The organism is Vibrio sp. T3Y01 (assembly GCF_013114525.1).
GTDB classification, from domain to species: domain Bacteria; phylum Pseudomonadota; class Gammaproteobacteria; order Enterobacterales; family Vibrionaceae; genus Vibrio; species Vibrio chagasii_B.
Genome location: NZ_VTXJ01000004.1, coordinates 209630 through 233500, shown reverse-complemented (window position 1 = coordinate 233500; position 23871 = coordinate 209630). Strand labels below are relative to the sequence as shown.

21 protein-coding genes are annotated in these 23871 nt (G+C 45.3%); 8 read left to right on the top strand and 13 right to left on the bottom strand.

Going from position 1 to position 23871, the window contains the following annotated elements:
- Window positions 1-15 precede the first annotated feature (15 nt).
- From F0232_RS06600 to F0232_RS06585, 4 genes are all read right to left on the bottom strand, one after another.
- Window positions 16-969 carry a class I SAM-dependent methyltransferase gene (locus tag F0232_RS06600; RefSeq protein WP_105059287.1) on the bottom strand — a complete coding sequence of 318 codons (954 nt, stop codon included), beginning with the start codon at window positions 967-969 and terminating at the stop codon, window positions 16-18.
- An 8-nt stretch (window positions 970-977) separates the two neighbouring features.
- Entirely contained in the window at window positions 978-1676 is a 699-nt protein-coding gene (locus tag F0232_RS06595) for a TIGR01621 family pseudouridine synthase (protein WP_061031732.1), read from the bottom strand.
- 156 nt (window positions 1677-1832) lie between these two features.
- Complete coding sequence (locus F0232_RS06590) at window positions 1833-3449, bottom strand: methyl-accepting chemotaxis protein (protein ID WP_105059286.1); 1617 nt, start codon at window positions 3447-3449, stop codon at window positions 1833-1835.
- Window positions 3450-3638: 189 nt separating this feature from the next.
- Window positions 3639-5072 (bottom strand): sodium-dependent transporter, encoded by a 1434-nt coding sequence (locus F0232_RS06585; protein ID WP_105059285.1) that lies wholly within the window; start codon window positions 5070-5072, stop codon window positions 3639-3641.
- 366 nt (window positions 5073-5438) lie between these two features.
- On the opposite strand from F0232_RS06585, the gene cls reads away from it, so the two are divergent.
- Window positions 5439-6893: a cardiolipin synthase gene (cls, locus tag F0232_RS06580; RefSeq protein ID WP_061031734.1), complete on the top strand. Its 1455-nt coding sequence runs from the start codon at window positions 5439-5441 to the stop codon at window positions 6891-6893.
- 182 nt (window positions 6894-7075) lie between these two features.
- Complete coding sequence (locus F0232_RS06575; protein ID WP_017108370.1) at window positions 7076-8260, top strand: cystathionine beta-lyase; 1185 nt, start codon at window positions 7076-7078, stop codon at window positions 8258-8260.
- A gap of 102 nt (window positions 8261-8362) precedes the next feature.
- Here the strand turns inward: F0232_RS06575 and F0232_RS06570 are convergent, their stop codons facing one another.
- The 9 genes from F0232_RS06570 to pspA all read right to left on the bottom strand — a co-directional run bounded on the left by F0232_RS06570 (window position 8363) and on the right by pspA (window position 17230).
- Window positions 8363-8833: a hypothetical protein gene (locus F0232_RS06570; RefSeq protein ID WP_017108384.1), complete on the bottom strand. Its 471-nt coding sequence runs from the start codon at window positions 8831-8833 to the stop codon at window positions 8363-8365.
- The gene (locus F0232_RS06565; protein WP_105059284.1) at window positions 8824-9795 is read right to left on the bottom strand and encodes a winged helix-turn-helix domain-containing protein; all 972 of its coding nucleotides are present in this window, start codon (window positions 9793-9795) and stop codon (window positions 8824-8826) included. The genes F0232_RS06570 and F0232_RS06565 overlap by 10 nt, the downstream gene beginning before the upstream one ends.
- 109 nt (window positions 9796-9904) lie before the next feature.
- Entirely contained in the window at window positions 9905-10471 is a 567-nt protein-coding gene (locus F0232_RS06560) for a DNA-3-methyladenine glycosylase I (protein WP_017108386.1), read from the bottom strand.
- A gap of 77 nt (window positions 10472-10548) precedes the next feature.
- Window positions 10549-13659: an efflux RND transporter permease subunit gene (locus F0232_RS06555; RefSeq protein ID WP_061031736.1), complete on the bottom strand. Its 3111-nt coding sequence runs from the start codon at window positions 13657-13659 to the stop codon at window positions 10549-10551.
- A complete protein-coding gene (locus F0232_RS06550) occupies window positions 13652-14737 on the bottom strand; it encodes an efflux RND transporter periplasmic adaptor subunit (RefSeq protein ID WP_017070498.1) in 1086 nt (361 codons plus the stop codon). The genes F0232_RS06555 and F0232_RS06550 overlap by 8 nt, the downstream gene beginning before the upstream one ends.
- 1 nt (window position 14738) lies before the next feature.
- Entirely contained in the window at window positions 14739-15773 is a 1035-nt protein-coding gene (locus F0232_RS06545) for an efflux RND transporter periplasmic adaptor subunit (protein WP_105059283.1), read from the bottom strand.
- A gap of 158 nt (window positions 15774-15931) precedes the next feature.
- Complete coding sequence (gene pspC, locus F0232_RS06540) at window positions 15932-16318, bottom strand: envelope stress response membrane protein PspC (protein WP_105059282.1); 387 nt, start codon at window positions 16316-16318, stop codon at window positions 15932-15934.
- Entirely contained in the window at window positions 16311-16544 is a 234-nt protein-coding gene (gene pspB, locus F0232_RS06535) for an envelope stress response membrane protein PspB (protein WP_004742066.1), read from the bottom strand. Before pspB ends, pspC begins: the two co-directional genes overlap by 8 nt.
- 14 nt (window positions 16545-16558) lie before the next feature.
- Window positions 16559-17230: a phage shock protein PspA gene (pspA, locus tag F0232_RS06530; RefSeq protein ID WP_010440091.1), complete on the bottom strand. Its 672-nt coding sequence runs from the start codon at window positions 17228-17230 to the stop codon at window positions 16559-16561.
- A 272-nt stretch (window positions 17231-17502) separates the two neighbouring features.
- Between pspA and pspF the strand changes: the two genes are divergently transcribed.
- The 6 genes from pspF (at window position 17503) to F0232_RS06500 (ending at window position 23866) form a co-directional block, all read left to right on the top strand.
- Window positions 17503-18525, top strand: coding sequence for a phage shock protein operon transcriptional activator (gene pspF, locus F0232_RS06525; protein ID WP_061031740.1), 1023 nt, complete (start codon window positions 17503-17505; stop codon window positions 18523-18525).
- Window positions 18526-18627: 102 nt separating this feature from the next.
- Window positions 18628-20250 (top strand): ABC transporter substrate-binding protein SapA, encoded by a 1623-nt coding sequence (gene sapA, locus F0232_RS06520; protein WP_004742060.1) that lies wholly within the window; start codon window positions 18628-18630, stop codon window positions 20248-20250.
- On the top strand, window positions 20250-21212 hold the full coding sequence (locus F0232_RS06515) for an ABC transporter permease subunit (RefSeq protein ID WP_105059281.1): 963 nt from the start codon (window positions 20250-20252) through the stop codon (window positions 21210-21212). The genes sapA and F0232_RS06515 overlap by 1 nt, the downstream gene beginning before the upstream one ends.
- The gene (gene sapC / locus F0232_RS06510) at window positions 21199-22086 is read left to right on the top strand and encodes a putrescine export ABC transporter permease SapC (RefSeq protein ID WP_061031742.1); all 888 of its coding nucleotides are present in this window, start codon (window positions 21199-21201) and stop codon (window positions 22084-22086) included. The genes F0232_RS06515 and sapC overlap by 14 nt, the downstream gene beginning before the upstream one ends.
- On the top strand, window positions 22086-23087 hold the full coding sequence (locus F0232_RS06505) for an oligopeptide/dipeptide ABC transporter ATP-binding protein (protein ID WP_061031743.1): 1002 nt from the start codon (window positions 22086-22088) through the stop codon (window positions 23085-23087). Before sapC ends, F0232_RS06505 begins: the two co-directional genes overlap by 1 nt.
- On the top strand, window positions 23084-23866 hold the full coding sequence (locus tag F0232_RS06500; protein ID WP_008222635.1) for an ATP-binding cassette domain-containing protein: 783 nt from the start codon (window positions 23084-23086) through the stop codon (window positions 23864-23866). Before F0232_RS06505 ends, F0232_RS06500 begins: the two co-directional genes overlap by 4 nt.
- Window positions 23867-23871 lie beyond the last annotated feature (5 nt).

Sequence of the window (23871 nt, the reverse complement as noted above, 5' to 3'; positions counted from 1 at the left end):
AATGCTGAGGTTCAATTAAGCATCAGCAGACGTGTTAATTCTAAATTTCAGTACTTTGAGGCTTGAATCAAGGTCGACATCCACAAACTCAGGTGGGTTGTTTAAGCGTTCAATAAACTCAACGTTTGGCGCTTCTTCTGCCATCGTCTCGATAAGGAAGTTAGGTGACACTGCTGGTGAGTTCACACACGCGATCACTTCCCCCCCTTCCGTTAGAAGCTCTGGCAAACGACGTAAGATCTTTTTGTAGTCTTTAGTCAGCGCGAAACTGCCTTTTTGGAACGAAGGTGGGTCGATGATCACCAACTCATAAGGACCGCCCTTCTTGATTTTTCCCCACGACTTAAAGATATCGTAACCAAGGAAATTCACAGAGCGCATGTCATGCTCATTCAAACGGTGGTTATCACGGCCTTTGTTCAGTGAGCCACGTGACATATCAACGTTCAAACATTGACGAGCGCCACCCGCAATTGCAGCCACAGAGAAGCCACAAGTGTATGCGAACAAGTTAAGAACATTCTTACCCTTGGCATTATCTTGCACCCATTGACGACCATTGCGCATGTCTAGGAACAGACCAAAATTCTGGTTACGACCAATGTTTAGCTGATACTTAAGGCCATGCTCAACAACCACTGGAGAGTCGTTAAGCTCACCCCACAGTACTTCCGAAGGTGCGCCGTCAGCGTAACGGTGTTGAAGCACGATGCTTGTACCTTGCTTGGTTTGCCAAATGTCTTTGCTGGTCAGCGCTAGCAAACCGTCTTTAAGCGATGACAAAAACGCGTCATCAATCTCTTTAAACACGTTCACCAATAATTGGCCATCGACCCAATCACATGTGATCTGTTCTAGGCCTGGCCAAAACTTACCACGACCATGAAAAATACGACGTAGCTCGTTAGGTACTTCGTTTAGCTGTTGTTCGATATGTTCAAAAAATACAGGTAAAGCAGATGCTTCCATTATTTCACTCACTTAGTATTTAGCTTTGGCCAACTTAATGACCAAGGTTCAAGCCAACCGTTCAAACCGTTAGATACGGTTTCTTGGTGCCACTTCTCGCCTAAAGAGTGTAGGCTCCTTGGGTCACAGACAAATTGGTAGGCTTGTGATTGATAAGTAAATCGAATCGCGAAGGCATGCAGATAACCTCTGTCAGCCTCACTCGATGGATTATAAATTGGGTCACCAACGATGGCTGAGCCTATCGACTTCATCGCCACGCGGATCTGGTGCGTGCGCCCTGTAAAGGGTTTACATAAAAGAAGTCGCTCACCAGGTTCAGCCGCTGCTGATAGAAATTGAGTTATCGCTGGGTTTTCTTTGGTTGTTAAGAGTTTCCAGCTAGAGCGTCGTGAACGCTCCATATCCCCAGAGATTAAACCCTGTTTTTTCTTCGGCTTCTTAGAGCCAATCGCCAAGTAGTACTTCTCCACTTCGCGCTTAGCAAATAGTTGTGAAAGCTCACTAGCCGCCGATGCACTCTTGGCTAATAACAGAATACCTGAAGTCATTTTATCAAGACGATGAACGAGATATAGCTTAGGCTCATTGATTGCCTTAGCGACTTCTTGAAGCAGCATGGTATCACCATCGTCTTTGTGGACGCTGATTCCAGGGTGCTTATTGATGAGTAAAAAATCAGAGTGATTGAGAAGAATATCGAACATGTAAAGGCTAGCTCCGTTATAGAAGGTGGAGTATACCGTGTCTGAATCCAGATTCCAGCCACGAAAAAGCCCAACTCACTCAATAAAGATTGAATCGCTGGGCTTGTTTCTCGTTGTCTGCATTCAAGGGTAGGTTTTACCCCCTATAAATAGAAACTAAGCGAGCTTGAACTTACCGACCAAGGCTTCTAGCTCCGCAACCTTCCCGTTCAGACCTGAAGTATTTTCTGAGCTACGCGTTGCCAGTTGCAAGGATTGCTCAGAGATATCGCTGATTGCCGTGATATCTGCAGCAATTTCTTTGGTCACAGCGGTCTGCTCTTCTGCTGCGGTCGCAATAGAGTTAACCATGCTTTGTACATTGCCTGCACCGCTTACAATCGCTTCTAGGGCAGAAACAGCACCAGAGCTTTGCTCAACACCAATCTCAACTAAGCGGCAGTTATCTTGGGTATAAGTCACCGCCTCTTGAGTGCCAGACTGAATCGACTGAATAATACCAGACACTTCTTGTGTCGCTTTGGTCGTTCTCTCCGCTAACGCGCGTACTTCATCGGCAACCACAGCAAAACCACGACCGAATTCGCCCGCACGTGCCGCCTCAATCGCCGCATTTAACGCTAAAAGATTGGTTTGCTCAGCAATGTCTTCGATTACCTTAATTACACTACCAATCTGCTCACCATGTGAACCCAAAGTATTCATTTGCAGAGACATATCGCTCATTTGAGTCGACACCTGTTGAATACTCGCCACCATTTCGACAATCACGTTGCGGCCATCTTCTGCAGAGGTTTCAGAGCGGCGTGCTTCTTCATAAGTCGAAGTACCCTGCTGCGCCACTTCTGAAATGGTCAAGCTTAACTCTTCAGCAGCCGTTGCAATCAAGTTCGCTTTATCAGCTTGAGCAGAAGCGCCCGTTACGATGTCTTGGCTAATAGAAGATAGCTCACCAGTAACAGATTGAACTTCGTGCGTCACAGAAGAAATAGAACCTAATAAGTCCACTAACGACTTCTGCATCTGGTTAATCGAACTAGCAAGATCAGCTAGTTCATCACCAGACTCATCGGTAATGTCAGCTGCGGTTAAATCACCATTTGCCACGCGGCGTGCTACTTGTTCAACACGAGTCAGGCGATTAGTAATAGAACTCGACAACATATACGCAATCACACAACCGAAGACGATAGCAATCGCAGACAACACCATGATAGTGCGTTCAATAGTAGTAAACGTATCGGTGAGTATCAGTAGCGACTGCTCGGTATCCGCTCGCTCATTTGCAGATGCTTGATCCAGCAAGTTTTCAATTGGGATAAGATTTGCCTCATACAAGGATCGAAGCTGCTGCATGTTTGATAGCAGTGCTGATTGGTCATTGATCTTGGGTATAAGCTTAGATTCAAACTCTTGTGTAAAGCGTCCCATTAACTCTTCAATACGCAGAATACGGCGATGATCTTCAGAGCCTCTGCTTTCCAAGCGTTTTGCCTGTTCAATAGCCTGAGCGAACTCACTCTTATTAGTGCGATAGTCATTCAGTGCGTTATCAACCAGTGTAATTGCACCCAGCGCATCTCGGTATACATCACCCGCTTCATCAATCAGCACAAGGTAGGTAACAGTACCCGGAACATCGTCCATTCTAATTTCATCTGCGCTTTTATGGGCATCAATGACTTCAAACCAGACGATGGTAACTAAGGTAACAAGCACCGCCAAAATTGAGCCAAACCCAGCATAAAGCTTTTTTCTTACAGATAATTTCACACAACACCTACCTAAATAAACGACAGCTTATACAGCCTTAACATTTAATATATCGTCTACCAGACGGATAACTTTAGTGAATACCAACGATTATTTTTTATCGATTATTAAGTTACAGGTACAAAAAAACGGGAGCCATTGGCTCCCGTTTTGTAACTTACTTTAGCTCGCGATTGTAGCTTCTTAAAACTATAGCTTCTTAGAGATAAGCGCAGAGCCAGCAATAATACCAATACCTAGTAGCATGATTGCACCTTTACCGCTGTCGAAGCCAGAAGAGATACCCATGAATGCAACGATTGCGATAGCTACTGGGATGATGTACTTAACTAGTGTGTACCATAGACCGAATAGTGGGAAAGATACTTCACCGTCGTTAGTGATTTCTTTCTCTAGGTCTGCTCGGTTTAGTCTCCAACCAGCGAAGATACATACCAACATACCGCCAACAGCTAGGAAGATCTTATCTGTCAGTAGGTCGAAGATATCAAATGCGCCCGTGTCGAATAGTGTTGGACCAACGCCACCTAGAGATAGAGAAGCGAAGATACATAGCGCAGCCATTACCACACTTGCAGACAGTACTGCTGTTACACGCTTCATGCCTTTCTCGTCGATTAGGTAAGAAACCACAACCTCAAGTAGAGAAACAGAAGATGTTAGAGCTGCAACACTTAGACCGATGAAGAACATAAGTGCGAATAGAAGACCAATTACGCCGCCCATTTCAGCAAATAGCTGAGGAACAACAACGAATACTAGACCAGGACCTGCTGCAGGCTCCATACCGAATGCGAACATTGCTGGGAACATTGCAACACCAGCTAGGATAGCAACACCTGTATCCATTGCTGTAACCATAGCGGTAGTTTGAACTAGGTTTTCTTTCTTCTTAAGGTAAGAACCATAAGTCAACATACAACCCATACCAAGAGATAGTGAGAAGAATGCTTGGCCAAGTGCAGCTAGAATTACGTTGCTGTCTACCTTAGAGAAATCAGGGCTGAATAGGAACTCAAGACCAGCCATAGAACCTGGAAGAGTCAGACCTTTGATCGATACCACGATAAGGATCAGGAATAGCAGTGGCATTAGAACCTTACCCGCTTTCTCGATACCGCCCGAGATACCTTTCATAACGATAACAACGTTAAGAAGTAGGTATAGCCCCATCCACATTAGTGGTTGAACTGGGTTAGAGATGAAACCACCGAAGCTGTCACCGATTGCTTCAGGTGCGTCTAGAAGACCACCAGCAATCTTACCGATGTATGCGATAGACCAGCCACCTACTACAGGGTAGAAACCCATGATAAGTAGACCACTCACTACGCCAATAACACCAGCGAACGTCCAACGACGGTCAGTTGATTTAAATGCACCTACTGCTGATTTTTGCGTATGACGGCCAATAGCAAATTCAGTCAGCATTACACTGAAACCGATGAAAATTACAAAAAACAGGTAAATTGCAACGAATGCACCACCGCCACTCTCGCCTGCTGTGTATGGGAATTTCCAAATGTTACCTAAGCCAACAGCAGAACCTGCTGCAGCCATTACGAATCCTAACTTCGAACCCCAGGTATCACGGGGTGTTGTGGTTGTATTACTAGTAGCCACGTTTACTCCAAAATTTGTGTTGTGTGATGTTGTGTTTTGCTTTGGGTGGCGTCTTTAAAAGATAAGGTGTAAAAACGACTTTACACACTTAGAAGATTTGATTGACGCTCTTTGTATAGCAAGTAAACCAGTTTAAGAATAAAATTGGAAGTCCGAACCGTACATATTTCGTTACCAATGTAAATTTTTATGGTTAAATGCCGCCTTTTCATACAAAACAATCGTTTTCTTCTTAAGTTAACCAAAACTTAACAACTATAACCTGTTTAAAGCTTTTGCTCTATTTTGTAAATAGTTGATTCCTTAAATTCCCATATCCACAAAATAGCATTACTATCTAAGTATCTCTTTTTTCGAGTATTCAATGTGGAAAAGCTCTACCATTTTTTAACATTAGCCGCTGTTGCTTTGTACTGGGTACTTGTCGCCGGTGTAACATTGCGTGTTGTACTAAAACGACGCTCTGTCAGCGTTTCTCTCGCTTGGCTTATGGTTATCTACATTATCCCAATTGTGGGGGTGGCTTGTTACTTCCTATTTGGCGAGCTAAATCTTGGCAGGAAAAGGGCTGAACGCGCACATCGCATGTTTACTCCCTTTGGTGATTGGTTCCGTCAATTGAACGATTGCCAACTTCACCAACCAGGGAAAGTCGGCTCCCCTATCCATAAGATTGACGAGCTTTGTAACAATCGAATGGGCATTCCTGCGCTCAGTGGAAACACTCTATCCCTGCAATCTTCACCAAACGAGATCCTACACGCAATTATTGAAGATATAGAAAATGCCCAAACCAGTATTAAGATGGTTTTCTATATTTGGCATCCAGGTGGCCTGACCGATTCGGTTGCCTCTGCGCTGATTCGCGCAGCAAAACGTGGCGTAGATGTTAAAGTTTTGCTCGATTCAGCGGGTAGCCCGCGCTTTTTCAAAAGCCATTGGCTCGCAATGATGAAAGACGCGGGTGTTCATGTTGTACAAGCATTGGAAGTGAGCCCGTGGCGTATTTTCTTGCGACGCCTTGATCTAAGGCAGCACCGTAAGATTATTGTTATTGATGAGACTATTGCCTACACAGGCTCGATGAATATGGTCGACCCTGCTCATTTCAAACAGAGCTCAGGGGTTGGCCAGTGGATTGATGTGATGGTTCGCGTCACCGGCCCAACCGTTAACGTGCTCTCTGCAATCCACGGCTGGGACTGGGAAGTAGAAACCGGCGAGCGTATTTTACCTGAGTTACCTGAGTGCTCTGTAGAAGAAGCAGTGACGCATCACCCCGTACAAGTTGTGCCGTCGGGTCCAGGTATGCCGGAGTATTTGATCCTGCAAGTTCTAACTATTGCGATCAATCAGGCTAACCATACCGTGCGTATTACGACCCCTTACTTTGTGCCGAGTGCGGACTTGTTAGAAACCCTTAAGATGACGGCTCAACGTGGTGTCAACGTCGAACTGATCATCCCACACAATAATGATTCGCTGATGGTTAAGTGGGCCTCTCGTGCATTCTATACCGAGCTACTCGAGGCGGGTGTGAAGATCTACGAGTTTTACGGTGGTCTTCTTCATACCAAATCGGTAGTCATCGATGAAGAGTTCTGCTTAATTGGAACGGTCAATATCGACATGCGCAGTTTATGGCTCAACTTTGAAGTAACGCTCGCTGTGGACGATGTGCATTTCACTCAAACACTCTCTGAACTGCAGAAATCTTATATCGCTTCATCTCACTCTGTAGAGTTAGAACAGTGGGAGCAAAGAAACCTAAGTAATCGCTTCTTTGAGAGGCTGTTCTACTTGTTCAACCCACTCCTATAGTTCCAGCAATAAGTCGATTATGGCTCGTTGTTTCCCCATCGATCATTTTTAACCTTTCACTGTTAACTGAGTGAAAGGTTAAAAATCGTAAGAAAAGCGCAAAAATCCCCGCTCCGCTCTTGCTTTGAACACTCTTGGCATGTTTTAAATAGGACATAACCGATTGATAAGGAATTCACAGCATGTCCGAGAACAAAACCACTAAACTGATCACAGCCGGTCGTGATAAGAAGTGGACCAATGGTGTTGTTAACCCACCAGTACAACGCGCTTCAACTGTCGTATTTAACTCAGTAGAAGAAAAGCGTAAGGCTACGATTAACCGCGCTAACAAAACCCTTTTTTACGGACGTCGTGGAACCAACACTCATTTCGCTTTCCAAGATGCGATGGTTGAAGTGGAAGGCGGTGCTGGCTGTGCACTCTACCCTTGTGGAACGGCAGCTATCTCTAATGCGATCCTTTCTTTTGTAGAAACAGGCGACCATATTTTGATGGTCGACACGTGCTACGAGCCAACTCGTGACTTCTGTGACACCATCATGAAGAAAATGGGTGTAGAAACCACCTACTACGAGCCAACCATTGGTGAAGGTATCCAAGACCTTATCAAACCAAACACCAAGGTACTGTTTACCGAGTCTCCGGGCTCTGTCACCATGGAAGTCCAAGACATTCCAACGCTTGCGCGTATTGCTCACGAACATGACATCATCGTGATGCTAGACAACACTTGGGCAGCCGGCGTTAACTTCTCTCCGTTTGAGTTTGGCGTTGATATCTCGATTCAAGCCGCAACCAAATACATCGTTGGCCACTCAGATGTGATGCTAGGTACAGCGGTCGCGAACGAGAAATGCTGGGATCAGCTAAGAGAGCAAAGCTACTTGATGGGTCAGTGTGTTTCACCAGACGACGCTTACCTTGGCCTACGCGGCATACGTACTCTTGATGTTCGACTGCGCCAACACGCAGAAAGTAGCTTGAAAGTCGCTAAATGGTTAGAAACACGTCCAGAAGTCGACCACGTTCGTCACCCAGCTCTAGAGTCTTGCCCAGGCCATGAATTCTTTAAGCGAGACTTTACCGGTGGTAATGGCTTGTTCTCTTTCGTGCTCAAAAACTCAAATACAAAAGCGACCACAGCGCTACTTGATGGCATGACGCACTTTAGTATGGGTTACTCCTGGGGCGGCTTTGAGAGTTTGATCCTAGCGAACGAACCGAGCAGTTTTGATAGCCTAAGAACCGTTGCGAACCCTAACTTCGAAGGTACCTTGATTCGTGTTCATATCGGCTTAGAAGATGTTGATGATTTGATTGCAGATCTAGAGGCTGGATTGGAGCGTTACAACGCGCTCGTTTAATCTTTAGCATCAAGCTTACCGAGACTAAAAAGGCAGGACTACCCTGCCTTTTTTCAGTTCTGCGTATCAACAGCGTACAGCCCCACAAGCCCTAATAGCTGATTAGTGAACCTTGTAGCATGTCCAATTAAAGATTTCAGAGCGGTGTTCATTAAACAGATACAGGGACTGCTCCTTCTCCAAAATCGAGTAATCAATGGTCACTCCTTTGTACTCACTGTATTCCTGATTGATGATTGGATCATGAAACGGAGTTGCGGTTCTCACATCAATAATGCTCATCGACAAATGATCCCCATCCAAACCATAGTAACCCGAATAAAGGTTTTCCATCGTGCCTTCGGTACCGTCTTTCTCTGTAATCGTCACAAACTCTCTCATGCTAAAAGTTTGGTCAGACTGAAAAGTAATGCTCATTCGCTCATAAAGCGATTGGTACGGTCGGAATGCCTGAGATAAGAAATCCGTTTTTAGCGTTTTACAGTGCCATCGAGAGCCCGCCAGTGCATTTTGGTCGAGAAAAAAGCTTGCCGAAGCAATTACCAATAAAATGAGTAAGCCAATTAATCGCAAAAGTAGCTCCTCTTTTTCATATGAGCTGCAAACGAGTCAAAAGACGTCTCTACATTGAAAATCGTCGCCCCATAATTAAGAGCCTCGCCATCCTTCCTTTGAACTAACATGTACAAAGCATCGCTCTCTGGCTGATCGACAGATGGATAAATACGAACAAACACATCCACATTACAGTGGCTAGGTATCACACTGGTCAGCTTTTCAGTTATCGCTGGTAGCGAATAGGAATCTCCATGAACAATATGGAAAAAATAGTGGTTAGTATTGTCTGTGTAACTATCACTATATTCCGCCTCATCGATAAAGTAAGGCGTTGGCTTGTAGTAAGTTTGGAATAGATTGAACGCAGTAACGAGAACACAAATAAGTGCGATTATATAGCCTGCTTTGATAGCATGTTTATTGTTAGTTATGCTTGATAAACCAAGTGCAACCGAACCGTGCGCTTGATTTGAAGATGTAAAGCCCGAAGTTATAGCCGAAGAACTCTCTACAGGCTCTTGGCTTGTCGTTGAGGCTTTATCTGCTGTTACGATCGACTCCTCTTGAATCGTTGGCTTTGCTGCTATAGTCGCTACAGACGCCGACTGGACTTCATCAAGGTCTACTTGAGGCGCAGCTTGGGTGTTTGAGCTTGTTCCTTTCGACTCATTGATTTCAAGGGAATAGCCGGTTTTACTTACGGTACGAATTGTTGCACAACCACAAGTGACTCTAGACAGCGTTTTTCTGATCTTAGATATCACATTGGTTAGAGCTTGCTCTGAGACAATGACGTTACCCCAACACCTTTCAAATATCAGGCCTCGCTCAATGCATTCACCAGCATTCTCCAGTAAGAACAGGAACACCTTACCTTCTAACGGCGCGATAGTTTCTACGTGGCCATCTTCACGCACAAACTGCCTAAGCAAGGGATCATAACTAGCATCACAAATTTGGTAGCTTTGTTGTTTCACTATCGTCTTCTAGGTTTTAATTCGGTCGCATATGATATTGAATAGTTTATAAATGGCTAGTGAATTTTCCAATTTTCACACAATTATTTCGCGACAATAATTAACACTTTTATTTGTAAGGACAACCAACGATGTGGTCGTTCACCATACCGGTGGCTTGCATAAATGCGTAACAGATTGTTTCTCCTACAAACTTAAAGCCTCTCTTCTTTAAAAACTTGCTCATCGCTTTGGATTGCTCTGTTGAAGCGGGTACTTGAGACATCTCGGTCCACTGATTATCGACCACTTTGTTATCAACGAACTGCCATAAAGCATTCGATAGTGAGCCAAACTCTTTCTGAAGTTCCAGCGTTGCGCGAGCATTACTATATACCGAGGCAATCTTGCCCTTATGCTTAACCACATCGAAGTTTTCAATAATGCTCGGTACATTGTCCTCATTGAAAGCAGCGAGCTTGTTGAGATCATAGTTCTCAAACGCAGCACGATAGCCCTCTCGTTTTTTCAGTATAGTAATCCAGCTAAGTCCCGCTTGAGCGCCCTCCAAAGTGATGAATTCAAACAACACTTGGTCATCGTAGACAGGTACGCCCCACTCCGTATCGTGGTATTCCCTTTCAAGTTCATGTTTGAGTGCCCATGCACAGGTTCTTTCCACGGTATTCGCTTCCATTTCGATAATCTCACTTTGGTAATCGTACATAAAAATAATGCCCCAAGTCGGGGCATTATTTCAAAAGTAAATTAGAGTTATGCTACGTCAATTTTATGGAACAGGCGGTACAGTACCGGTACAACGATAAGCGTCAGTACCGTCGCAAAACCCAAACCAAACATAATGGTAACAGCCATTGGCTTGAAGAAAATATCAGGCAACAAAGGAATCATACCTAGAATCGTCGTAATCGCTGCCATACATACCGGGCGAACACGACTTAGCGCAGCATCAACAACAGCAACATAAGGATCCTTACCTGACTTCATCTCAATCTCGATTTGGTCAAGCAGTACGATACCGTTCTTCAAAAGCATCCCGGATAGACTCAAGAAGCCTAACAGAGCCATAAAGCCAAACGGGGTGTTTAAGGCCAGCAAGCCAGTCGTTACACCGATTAAAGCCAGTGGTACCGTTAACCATACGATCAGCGGCTCTTTTACTGAGTTAAACAGGAACACGGTGATCAAGAACATGAACAAGTAGCCAAGAGGCATGGTTGTGAATAGTGACGCCTGCGCATCCGCAGATGACTCATACTCACCACCCCACTCAAGAGAATAACCCGGTGGCATCTCAATCGCTTCTATTTGTGGCTGTAGGCGCTTCTGTAGCGTAGAAGCGGTTTCTTCGCCCAGTAGGTCAGGATCCGCCATGACTGTCAGCATACGCTTACGATTCTTACGAATGATCAGTGGATCTTCCCATTCCAACTCATAACCTAAAGTCACTTGTTGCAGTGGAATGTATTCACTTAACGCAGGGCTCCAGATCTTCATACCTTCGATGTTACGAATATCGACACGCTCATCTTCTGGTAAACGAGCCACAATCGGCATCAGCGTTGTACCATCACGGTACACACCGATCGACTTACCAGAGAAAGACATCGCGAGGAAATCATCAACATCAGACTTAGTGATACCGTAACGACGAGCTTGGCTTTCATTGAACTGAGGCTCTAGTACCTTAGTTCTTTCACGCCAGTCGTGGCGAACGTTAAATGCGCCGCTATCAGCACGCATTACATCCATCACTTGGGCTGCAATTGAACGAAGTACCGTTGGATCAGAACCTACAATACGCGCTTCAATCTTCGCACCGCCACCAGGACCTAATTCAATCTGCTTAAGCTTGTAATCTATCTCTGGGAACTGACCATCTACGTGCTCACGGAAGCGTTTCATTAGCCCTTCAAGCACTTCGTAACTTTTCACACGCACCGTTATCTCGCCGTAAGCGCTATAACTTTTCTCAGGTGCGTAAGTTAGCATGAAACGTTGCAAGCCTTTACCTGCAGTCGTCGTGATATGTTCTACTTCGTCCTGTTCAGCCAGCCAACCTTCTAGCACTTTAAGCTTGGTGTTGGTTGCTCGGATATCGGTCCCTTCTGGCATCCACACATCGACTTGGAACATCGGTGTCGTCGACGATGGGAAGAAAGCTTGTTTTACGAAACCAAAACCGTAAACACTCGCCCCTAGGCCTATGACTAACACAGCCATCGTCAACCATGCACGCTTCATACAGAACTCTAAAAAGTTCTTATAGATAACAAAGACCATCCCGTTATACGGATCTTTGCCCTCATTATCTGCATCGACCTTCTGACCTTTAAAGAAGATATCGGCAAAGAATGGCGTAATTGAGATAGCCGTAAACCAGCTCAACATTAGCGAGATAAGTAGAACCGTGAACAAGGTGCCACAGTACTCACCCGTCGAGTCTTCAGACAAACCGATAGGCGCAAATGCCGTTACCGCGATAACCGTTGCACCGAGCAATGGCCATTTAGTCTGAGTTACGATATCAGTCGCGGCCTGCATCCGGGTTCGCCCCTTCTGCGTGCCGATCAATATCCCCTCGACCACCACTATGGCGTTATCCACCAGCATCCCCAGTGCGATAACCAATGCACCCAGTGAGATACGTTGTAGATCGATTTTGAAGTACTGCATGAAGATGAAGGTACCAAACACGGTCAGTAGCAGTATCAAGCCAATCAACAGACCGGAACGCAGACCCATGAAGAACAGCAGCACCACGATTACGATCGCAACCGCCTGCCCCAAGCTCACCACAAAGCCGCTTACTGATTTATCTACTTCTTTTGGCTGGTTATACACCTCAGAAATATCGATGCCGACCGGCTGTTGGTACTTAAGCTCTGCCAATCTTCGGTCAAACGCTTCACCCACCGCGACCACGTTTACGCCTTGCGCAAAGGATACACCAAGGTTAAGTGCTAGTTTGCCGTTGTAGCCGATAATGTTAGTCGGTACTTCAACATAACCACGGGTTACCTCTGCTACATCTTTTAAGTAGATGAGGCCTTGAGCGCCACCTTCGGTTAGGATCAAATCACCCAATTGCTCTACATTCTGGAACTCGCCCGTAGGATGGATACGAATGTATTCGTCACCAATTCTCACCGCACCCGCACTGGAAACAATGTTTTGAGTCGATAAAAGATTAAATACCGTGTTTGGCGAGATACCCAAAGAGCTAATCCGTTTCATCGAGATTTCAATGAACACTTGCTCTTGCTGCTGACCAGAAACAGAAACTTTACTGACCCCATCAACCAGTTCCAACTCTCGCCTTAAATAATCGATATAGTCCAATAGTTCTTTGTAGCTGTAGCCATCACCGGTTACCGCGAGCAAAATACCGTAAACATCACCAAAATCATCGATAACTTGAGGGTCGTTCACACCAGGCGGCAGTGACACTTTCAAGTCATTCACTTTTCGACGAAGTTCATCCCAAATCTGCGGCAGATCGTCTGGACCATAGTTATTCTTCATCGTTACCGTTACCTGAGACAGGCCGCGGCTAGAAATAGAGTTAACCTCATCAACATAGGTAAGTTGTTGGATCGCTTTCTCTAATGGATAGGTTACTTCCTCTTCTACTTGCTGAGGTGTCGCACCTGGGTAAGAGGTGACAACCATGGCATCTTTGATGGTAAAAGCCGGGTCTTCTAAACGCCCCAAACCAAAGAAGGCAGAAACACCACCAATCAGGAAGATCAACGAGAGCATCCAACTGATGACTTTATTGCGAATAAAGTAAGCCGCTACACCCGTGATCTGCTCATCACCCTGCTGAGCGTCATTCTGGGGCTTGTTATTTGCTTCACTCATTGTTAGCCTCCTGAGATAATACTTCCACTGTCATCCCATCTCGCAATCGCGATACGCCCGCTACAACTATATGTTGCCCCATCTCTAATCCTTTGATTATTTGCAACGTTTTCTGGTTGGCTTTACCTAATACCACTTTCTGCTTTGAAACTGTATTGTCGTCATTAATGACCCAAACGAATGAGTTCTTGCGAGTAAGTTCATCGCCGTCAGCATTGAATACCGCCTCTATAGGTACTAAAACACCAGCTTTCAGTTCCAACCCAATATCTCGACCATGTGAGGTAACGTCGACCGCCATACCGTCCAGAATCAGATCGTCTTCGGGCATCGGTAGTGCCAAGGTCACGGTAAAGGTTCCGGTGCTTGGATCGGGCTCTGTGGTGAACTCTTTAATGCCTGCTGGATACTCATTACCGCTCGGAACTCGCACGAGTGCGGTAACATTTTCTAGAATAGTTTCGCTTGGTTGGTTAACGTAAATTTGATCAGGAAGCTGAATAACGACCTCGACATCTTCCACGCTATGAATATTCACAATCTGCTGACCCACTTGAATGTTCTCAAATTGATCGACACTCACTCGGGAAATAATCCCATCAACAGGTGCTTTTAACATCGTGAAAGATAGACGTAGCTTCGCCAGTTCTAACTCGGCGTATGCGATCTGACGTTGAGCGGCAATCTCATCAAACTGAGACTTCGCGAGTAAGCCCTTTTTCACAAGAGGTTTTGAACGCCTGAATTGGCTATTCACTACGGTATATCGAGCTTGCGCATTATCGACGTCTAATTGATAGTCCGTTGGATCAAGCTCAGCAATCACATCTCCAGCTTCAACTCGTTCACCCTCTTTGACATCTAGCCTATATATCTCACCCGCCACACGAAAACTCAGATGTGCTTTTTCCGCCGCATTGGCAACGGCAGGGAAATACAATTTGTCGTTAAAATCTAATACTGAAATCTCAATCGCTTTCACTAATGGCGTATTATCGACTTCGACTTGTGGTTTTTCTCCACACGCGGTCAGCAAAGCTAAACATGACAATCCTGTCGCTAATTTAAATGCACTCATGTTATAGCCCCCTTTCCTTGATCCACTCTCGAACTTTAATGCCGGATTCAAGGCCATTGACTCCAGAGGTTACGATGCGGTCTCCATCATTAAGTCCAGAGACAATATGACGTTTTTCATCAATCACGATCGCGACTTTCTCAACGATACCGTCACTGTTTACACGCCATACAGATACATCGTCGCCATCAGTCATCATTGCTGAAGTCGGAATTTTAGTTGCAGCCGCTTGAGCCGACACGAGATTCACGGTACCAGACATACCCGGTAAAATGCCTACATCTGTCGGCCTTTCCATCACCATGGTCACCTTGTACGAACCGGTTTTAGGATCGGCCTCCGTATCCACCTCTTGGAACGTCAACACGTAAGAGTTATCAGGAAACGCGTCAAATATCATAGTCGCATCGGTTTCAAACCCAGAAGAAAAGCGCGTGATAAGTTGGTCGGGCAATAAGAAAACGACTTTAAGAATTTGATTGGTCTGAATATTCATGACGCCCACTTTGGCGGCAATATACTCATGGTTTTCTGCAGGAATAATGGAAATAGTGCCATCATACGGAGCAACCAATGTGGTGTAACGAAGATTCGCATTGGCTTGATTAAGCACCGCTCGAGCTGAATTATGATTCGCTTTCGCTTGGTCGAAATCTTGCTCTGATACCACGCGGTCTTTACGTAGTTTGATCGCACGTTGATATTGAACATCGGCTAGCTGAAAGTTCGCTTTTGCTTGCTTCTCTAGCAGTTGATATTCATCAGGGTTTAACTTGGCAAGTTCATCCCCTTTCGACACATGCTGGCCGGCAGTCACATCTATGCTCTGTAATAATCCAGGAACACGAAATGCAAGTACCGCTCTGTCACCAGCTTCGGTTGTGGCAGGGAAGTTACGCTCAAAAGCATTGTTACCGACGGAGACAGTGAAGAGTTTGGCGGGTCTGGATTCAGGTTCAGGCACGGGAGGAAGCTCCTTACCACACCCAGACAGCCCAGCTAAGGCCGTCAATAGGACAAGGGAGGCTCTATACATTGGTGATCATCCATATCTATAAATATTTTTATAACATAGATTAATCACATGTAACTTACCAGTCAGCGTAAGATTTATTTAGAGAAAATTATTAAAAAAAATAACGGCTTGGAATAAATTTTCCTAAACCGTTATCTAATCTTTCTTAGGTTTTACCGCTACATATTCTTAAATTCTCGGTTCACTTTAAACGTGTCTGAGGTGACATAAGCTTCCATGTTGCGGACACTGGTCTCTAACTTCTGGAAATCACCCTCTAAAGTGTTCAATAGAGACTCTGCGGTTTGCCCTTTTTCCCAAGGCTTCTGCTTAAGCGTATGCTCTTGTTTAGCCTTCAACTGATCAACATATTGAGGTGGTTGTTTTTCGAGCATAAATGTCAAAGCTAAATACGCTAATAACACCAGAAAACTACCACCAAGCAGTGCAGCAGAGATAACCATGATGCGAACTAACCAAACTTCAAGGCCGAAATAGTTCGCTAACCCTGCACACACGCCAGACAACTTACCGTTAATTGGATCGCGATACAGATCTCTACTCATAGTTTCGTCTCCAGTTAGGTGACTCCGCATCCAGTATTTTTTCTAGCGTTGTTACGCGGTCTTGCATCGATTCTGCCTGTGCTGAAAGCTTATGCAGACGTTGAAGATCCGTTTCCGATAGCCCATTACTGGATTTCTTCTTGCTGCGGTAATGTAGGAATAACCATAGCGGTGCCACGAAGATCAAAAAGACAATCAGTGGACCTGCAATTAGAAATGTGGACATAGACAACTCCTGAATTATTTATCGCGGTTTTCAACTTGTTGCTTCAGCTTCGCTAGCTCTTTTTCAATTTCATCTTGAGCCTGCAGTTCTGCAAATTCTTGGTCTAACGATTTTGCATTGCCTGTCTTCGCGTAAACATCCGCTTCAGCTTCTAATTCATCCACTTTACGCGAGAATTGCTCAAACTTCGCCATCGCTTCATTAGTTTTGCTTGAGTGCAGGTGTTTTTGAACATCACGACGGTTGCTCGCTGCATTGTTGCGGATCATCAGTGCTTGTTGCTTGGCACGAGTCTCAGCAATCTTAGTTTCAAGCTTGCCAATCTCGCTGGTCAGTTTTTCAATCGTTTCATGCACTAACGTTTGCTCTGTATGTAGACTCTTGATGATGTCTTCCAGCTTTTGCTTTTCGATCAGCGCTGCTCTCGCTAAATCTTCGCGTTGCTTAGTCAGTGCCAGTGTCGCTTTATTCTGCCAATCAAGAATTTGAGTTTCGATTGCTTCAACTTTACGTGCTAGCTCTTTCTTGTCTGCTATCGCTTTTGCTGAGTTAGTGCGCACTTCAACTAGCGTGTCTTCCATCTCTTGGATAATCAGGCGAATCATCTTTTCAGGATCTTCAGCCTTATCTAATAGTGCGCTGATGTTTGAATTTACGATGTCTGCAAAGCGAGAAAAAATACCCATGAGGAACTCCTTAATTACAATTGAAGGCAAATGCGTTTTAAATCGTTGTGCGACTCATCACCACTTGCTCGCTAATTTACATTTGTTGTTAAACCTACCATAAGTAATCCAAGTAGCGTGCCAACTTTTAAGACATTAATTATCAGTCACTTACAATGTAATGGCGATTAACCTGAACCATGCTATGATGAATTTAACCAAGTATTGGTATTTTTCACCATTACAGCCCTTATATGATCTCCACCAGCGCTCAGCTACTACAAGGACCCGCTATGCAGCAGAATCTTATTGGTGAATCACCTAGCTTTCTCTCTGTTTTGGACAAAGTTTCTCAACTGGCTCCAATAGAGAGACCTATTCTGATCATTGGCGAGCGTGGCACAGGTAAAGAGCTGATTGCACAGAGGCTCCATTACCTCTCAAAGCGTTGGGACCAGCCCTTGATCTCGCTAAACTGTTCAACACTAAGCGAAGGCTTGATTGATTCAGAGCTGTTTGGTCATGAGTCAGGCTCCTTTACCGGTTCAAAAGGTCGCCACCATGGCCGATTTGAAAGAGCAGAAGGCGGCACACTGTTTCTTGACGAACTGGCGACAACTCCCCTTGCAGTTCAAGAGAAACTATTGCGGGTTATTGAATACGGACAATACGAACGTGTTGGTGGGCAAAAAGCGCTAAGTGCAAATGTAAGGCTGGTATGTGCCACCAATGCAGACCTGCCAGAAATGGCATCTAAGGGCGAATTCAGAGCCGATTTACTCGATAGATTAGCGTTTGATGTAATTACTATCCCGCCGCTTCGTGAACGTAAAGAAGACATCACATTACTGGCCGAATATTACGCAATTAAGATGTGTCGAGAGTTAGAGCTTGATTTGTTTGTTGGCTTTGCACCATCGGCCATTGAATCCTTATTGGCATACTCTTGGCCAGGTAATGTCAGAGAGCTCAAGAACGTCATTGAGCGTGCCATCTACCAACATGGCAAGAATCCATATCCTATTGAATCTTTGGTATTTAACCCGTTCAAGCCAGCATGGGACACGAATCAAGAATCCTCTCAAGAAACTGGCAATGATCCATCCAACAGCCATACTTCTTCTGAAGGTTCATTTTCTTTGCCCCTTGATTACAAAGCATGGCAAGAGCAGCAAGACATCAAGCTGCTCAATCAAGCGTTAAAACAGAGCAAGTACAACCAAAAACAAGCCGCCGAATTACTCGGACTCACCTACAACCAATTAAGGGGAATGGTGAGGAAGTACGCGATTGTCGGACAAGGCAGTGAGAAATAGCCACACTCATAGGATTATTATTTGGAGCCGAATAAATAAAATGTTAAATTGTCCGGATCTTGAGGCACCTCTAACGCCTCGTTTCGAAAAGTATTTCTTTTTATGAAAGCACTAATAAGACTATCACTGAGCATCTGCACGCTGAGCTTTTTAGCCGGATGTGGTGAGAGTGTGAATCACGAGCAAATTCGTGAAAAAGGCTTCATTTATTGTGGCCAAGGCAATCCTAGTACCTTCAACCCTCAATTGGTTGATAGCGGAATTACAGCTGAATCGCTGAGCCCGCAAATCTTCGACACGCTGCTCACACTCGATCCTATGACCTATCGACCACAACAGAACTTGGCAACAAGCTGGTCTGTCGATAAATCAGGTACAGAATACACTTTCAAACTGCGCCCTAACGTCGCGTTCCAGACCACAGATTGGTTTACGCCAACCCGTTCTATGAACGCGCAAGATGTGGTTTTTAGTTTCGAACGTATCATTGATAGCTCAAACCCATTCCACTATGTGGGTGGTGGTCTATACCCATGGTTTGCGGGCATCGACTTCAAGAATTTGATTGTCGATATCACGGCAGTGGACGACTTAACGGTTAAATTCCAATTAAGTCGACCAGATAATTCCTTTCTAAATAACATCGCGACCAGTTACGCGGTGATCCACTCTAAGGAATACGCTAACCAACTCGTGGCTGCTGATGAGAAGAATGAAATCGACTCAAAGCCGGTTGGTACAGGTCCATTCTATTTGGATGAATATCAAATCAATGACTTGGTGCGTCTTAAAAAGAACAAGCATTACTGGAAAGGTGATGTGCAAATGGACCAAGTGGTTTTCGATACCTCACAACGCGGAACCGGCACCCTCGCTAAGTTGCTGCGCAATGAGTGTGATGTGTTGAACTCGCCGATTTCTAGCCAGATCCCAATCATTCAAGCACATGAAGAGCTGCAGATATCCGCGACACCAGCGGTGAATGTCTCTTTCATCGCCCTTAATACAGAGCACCCAGCCCTACGCGACTCTCGCGTACGTAAAGCGCTGAACTTGGCTATCAACCGCCAGAATATTCTTGATTCGGTGTACTACGGTACAGGCACCAAGGCTTATACACTGCTGCCTCCGACATCTTGGGCTCATCAGAAAGACAACGTTCAAGTGCGTTATGACCGAAACTATGCGATAGCCCTTCTCAAAGAAGCTGGCGTAGAGCCGGGATTAGAGCTTTCAATGTGGGTGCCGCTAGAGCCAAGAGCTTACAACCCAAGTCCGCGTAAAACTGCGGAACTTATCCAAGCTAATTTAGCGGACATCGGCATCGAATTGAAACTATACACTGACGATCGATTCGACCGTACACAGCTGTCTTCAATCGCCTCAACAGATCTCCTGCTAACAGGTTGGATCGGTAATACTGGTGACCCTGATAACTTCTTACGTCCCCTACTCTCGTGCAGCTCTGAGCGCGCAGGTCTCAACGTATCGATGTGGTGTAATTCAGACTTTGATTTCCTTCTGGATTTAGCCTTAGAGATCAACCAACAAAGGCACCGTGTCAACTTGTATCGCCAAGCCCAAAACATTCTCAACGAGGAAGTTCCTGTGATCCCTCTGGCTCACGGAGTGCAGTTCCGCGTACATGATCGTTCACTAACCGGCTTTAAACAGAGCCCGTTCAATGCCCAACCTTTTGATCAAGTCAGAAGAGAGGTGCACTGATGTTTTGGTATACATTAAGACGTATTAATCTGTTCGTAATCACGCTTGCGATCCTGACGATGGTCGGCTTTTCGTTGCTGCGACTCGATCAAACCTCACCGTGGGCGATTCAAGATTTCTGGCCCGGTTGGATCAGCTATATCACAGAGCTATCAACACTAAACTTTGGCTTAAGCAAGCACGGTACACCAATCATTGATGAGCTTGTGGTTGTTTTCCCAGCGACATTAGAGCTGTGTTTCTTTGCCTTTGTATTAGCGCTCTTAATTGGTATCCCTTTTGGGACCATCGCGGGCATGAGACAAGGTAAATTTGTCGACACCACTATCTCGTTTACCTCGATGGCAGGTTACTCTGCACCTATATTCTGGGTCGCACTCTTGATGATCATGGTTTTCTCACTGCATTTTGAGATGTTCCCTGTTGGCGGTCGATACGATCTCCTTTACGAGATTGAACACGTGACTGGCTTTGCAATGATTGATGCCTTTTTCGCTGAAGGCCGCTACCGTGCACATGCTCTACAAAGTGTTATCGAACACATGGCGTTGCCGTGTCTCGTTTTAGCATTAGCACCAACGACTCAAGTTATTCGTCTCATGCGAGCATCAGTGGCTGAAGTAATGACGCAAAACTACATTCGCGCGGCACGTATTAAAGGTCTTTCAACAAGAGAGATCGTGACTCAGCACGTATTGCGCAATGCGATTCCACCGATTATTCCTAAGGTCGGTGTTCAACTTTCAAGTATGTTAACGCTTGCGATCATTACGGAATCTATCTTTAACTGGCCTGGCATTGGTCGTTGGTTATTGGACGCTTTATCGAATCAAGATTACGTTTCAATTCAAGCGGGTGTAATTGTGGTGGCAACTCTGGTTTTGACTGCAAATATACTGTCTGATCTGTTAGGCGCTATGGTCAACCCACTGGTAAGGAAGGAATGGTATGCTAACAAATAACGTCTACCAAGAAGAACAGATTCCTACCCAGTTTGAGCGCTTCTGGCGTAGCTTCCGCTCTAACAATCTTGCGATGTTTGGCTTGTGGTGTTTGATACTTATCATTCTGGTGACGATCACCTCTCCGTGGTTAGCGCCCCATGATGCGCAAGAGCAAACGGGTCATCTATTAACACCGCCATCTTGGGATCCAGCAGGCACTGTTGAATACTTCTTAGGTACCGATGATTTAGGTCGAGATATCCTTTCTCGCTTGATCATTGGCTCCCAGCTTACCTTTGGCGCTGCGGTCGTGATTACCTTTATCGCTGCGGTTATCGGCTGTCTCATTGGCGTACTTGCCGGTATGACGCGTGGTTTGCTATCAAGTACCCTAAACCACCTGCTTGATACGGTGATGTCGATTCCGTCTCTGTTACTGGCGATCATCTTTGTGGCATTTCTTGGCTTTGGCGAGTTCAATATCTTGCTGGCCTTATGTTTGGCATTGATCCCGCGCTTTATTCGCTCGGTCTACATTGCCGTGCATGCTGAAGTAGAGAAAGACTATATTCTTGCTTCTCGCCTTGATGGTGCGAACGACTTCTACCTGCTATGGAACTCGATTCTTCCAAATATTCTTACCGTAGTAGCACTAGAAATTACGCTGGCGTTATCGGTCGCAATTCTTGATATCACCGCCTTAGGTTTCCTTGGTCTTGGCGCTCAAGCACCGAGTACCGAATGGGGGTCTATCCTAGGTGATTCTGTAGAGCTGATTTATCTCGCACCATGGACAGTAACTCTACCCGGCTTAGCCATTATGTTTACAGTGATTGTGATTAACCTCGTCGGTGAAGGTGTTCGCCAAGCGTTAAATGCAGGAATCGAATAATGCCATTACTTGATATTCGACATCTAACCATCGAAATTGAGACCCCTCAAGGGATGGTTAAAGCGGTAGATCGAATGAGTATTACCCTCAATGAAGGGGAAATTCGTGGTTTAGTAGGTGAATCAGGCTCAGGTAAAAGCTTGGTTGCTAAAGCGATCGTTGGTGTTTGTAAAGAAAACTGGAAGGTATCTGCTGACCGTATGCGACTGGGGAACGTTGACCTGCTTCAACTGACACCAAAAGAACGCAGACGTGTGATTGCTCGTGACATCGCGATGATCTTCCAAGAGCCTTCTACGTGTCTTGACCCTTCTGAAAAAGTAGGCAATCAACTCATTGAAGCGATCCCTTCACACGCCTTTGAAGGTCGATGGTGGCAACGATTTAAGTGGCGCAAGAAGCAAGCTATTGCCCTTTTGCACAAAGTCGGCATCAAAGATCACTCTCGCCTAATGGACAGTTACTCATATGAGCTTACCGATGGTGAGTGTCAAAAGGTGATGATCGCAATGGCGATCGCAGCCAAGCCGAAAGTGTTGATCGCTGATGAGCCAACCAACGACTTAGACCCGATTACCCAATCCCAGATCTTGCGTTTATTGAGCCGAATGAATCAGATCAATAACACAACGATCATTCTGATCGGCCATGACTTAACCACCATCACTCAATGGGCAACTCGAATTACCGTTATGTACTGTGGTCAGTCGGTTGAATCTGCGGATACACAAAAGCTGTTGGATGCACCAAAGCACCCATACACAGTAGCTCTATTGAAAGCGATGCCAGACTTTAACGACTGGATCCCACACAAAGAGAAGCTTCAGTCGCTGCCAGGGTCGATCCCTCCACTACAGCATCTTCCTATTGGTTGTCGATTGGGCCCTCGTTGCCCATATGCGCAAAGACAGTGTGTGGAAATCCCACATACCAAACGAATCAAAAACCATAAGTTTAACTGTCATTTCCCTCTGAATATGGAGAAGAAAAAGAAATCATGAGTGCATTATTAGAAGTCAGTGAATTATCTAAAGACTTTACGACTCGCTCTGGTCTTTTCCGTAAGAAGATTCATCAAGCGGTTAAGCCGGTAAGCTTTACTCTTGAAGCGGGCCAAACGATCGGCTTTATTGGTCAGAACGGCTCTGGGAAATCGACATTAGCAAGAATGCTAGCAGGCATGGTAGAACCGACTGCGGGTGAGATTCGTGTAAACGGCGAAAAGCTAGAGCATAAAGACTATTCGACGCGCTGTAAGTTGATTCGCATGATCTTCCAAGATCCCAACACATCGCTTAATCCGCGTATTCAGATTGGCCGTATTCTGGAAGGTCCACTGAAGCGAAACACCAACATGCCGCCAGAAGCCCGTATGCGCCGTGTAAAGGACACACTATTACGTGTAGGTCTACTACCAGAACATGCTTACTTCTACCCTCAGATGCTTGCTGCGGGCCAGAAGCAAAGAGTTTGTCTCGCTCGTGCCTTGATACTTCAGCCATCAATCATTGTCGCTGACGAAGCTCTGAATGGTCTTGATATGGCAATGCGTTCTCAGATAATCAATCTGTTCTTGGAACTGCAGGAAGAGATGGGCGTGTCATTCGTTTACGTATCTCAGCATCTCGGTATTGTTAAGCACATCACTGACAAGATCATCGTGATGCACGAAGGTGATGTGGTTGAGAGTGGGGATACCGATGAAGTGCTGACCAACCCAACTCACCAAATCACTCAAAGACTGGTTGAGAGCCATTTCTCCAAAGCACCAAACCACTAAGTTGC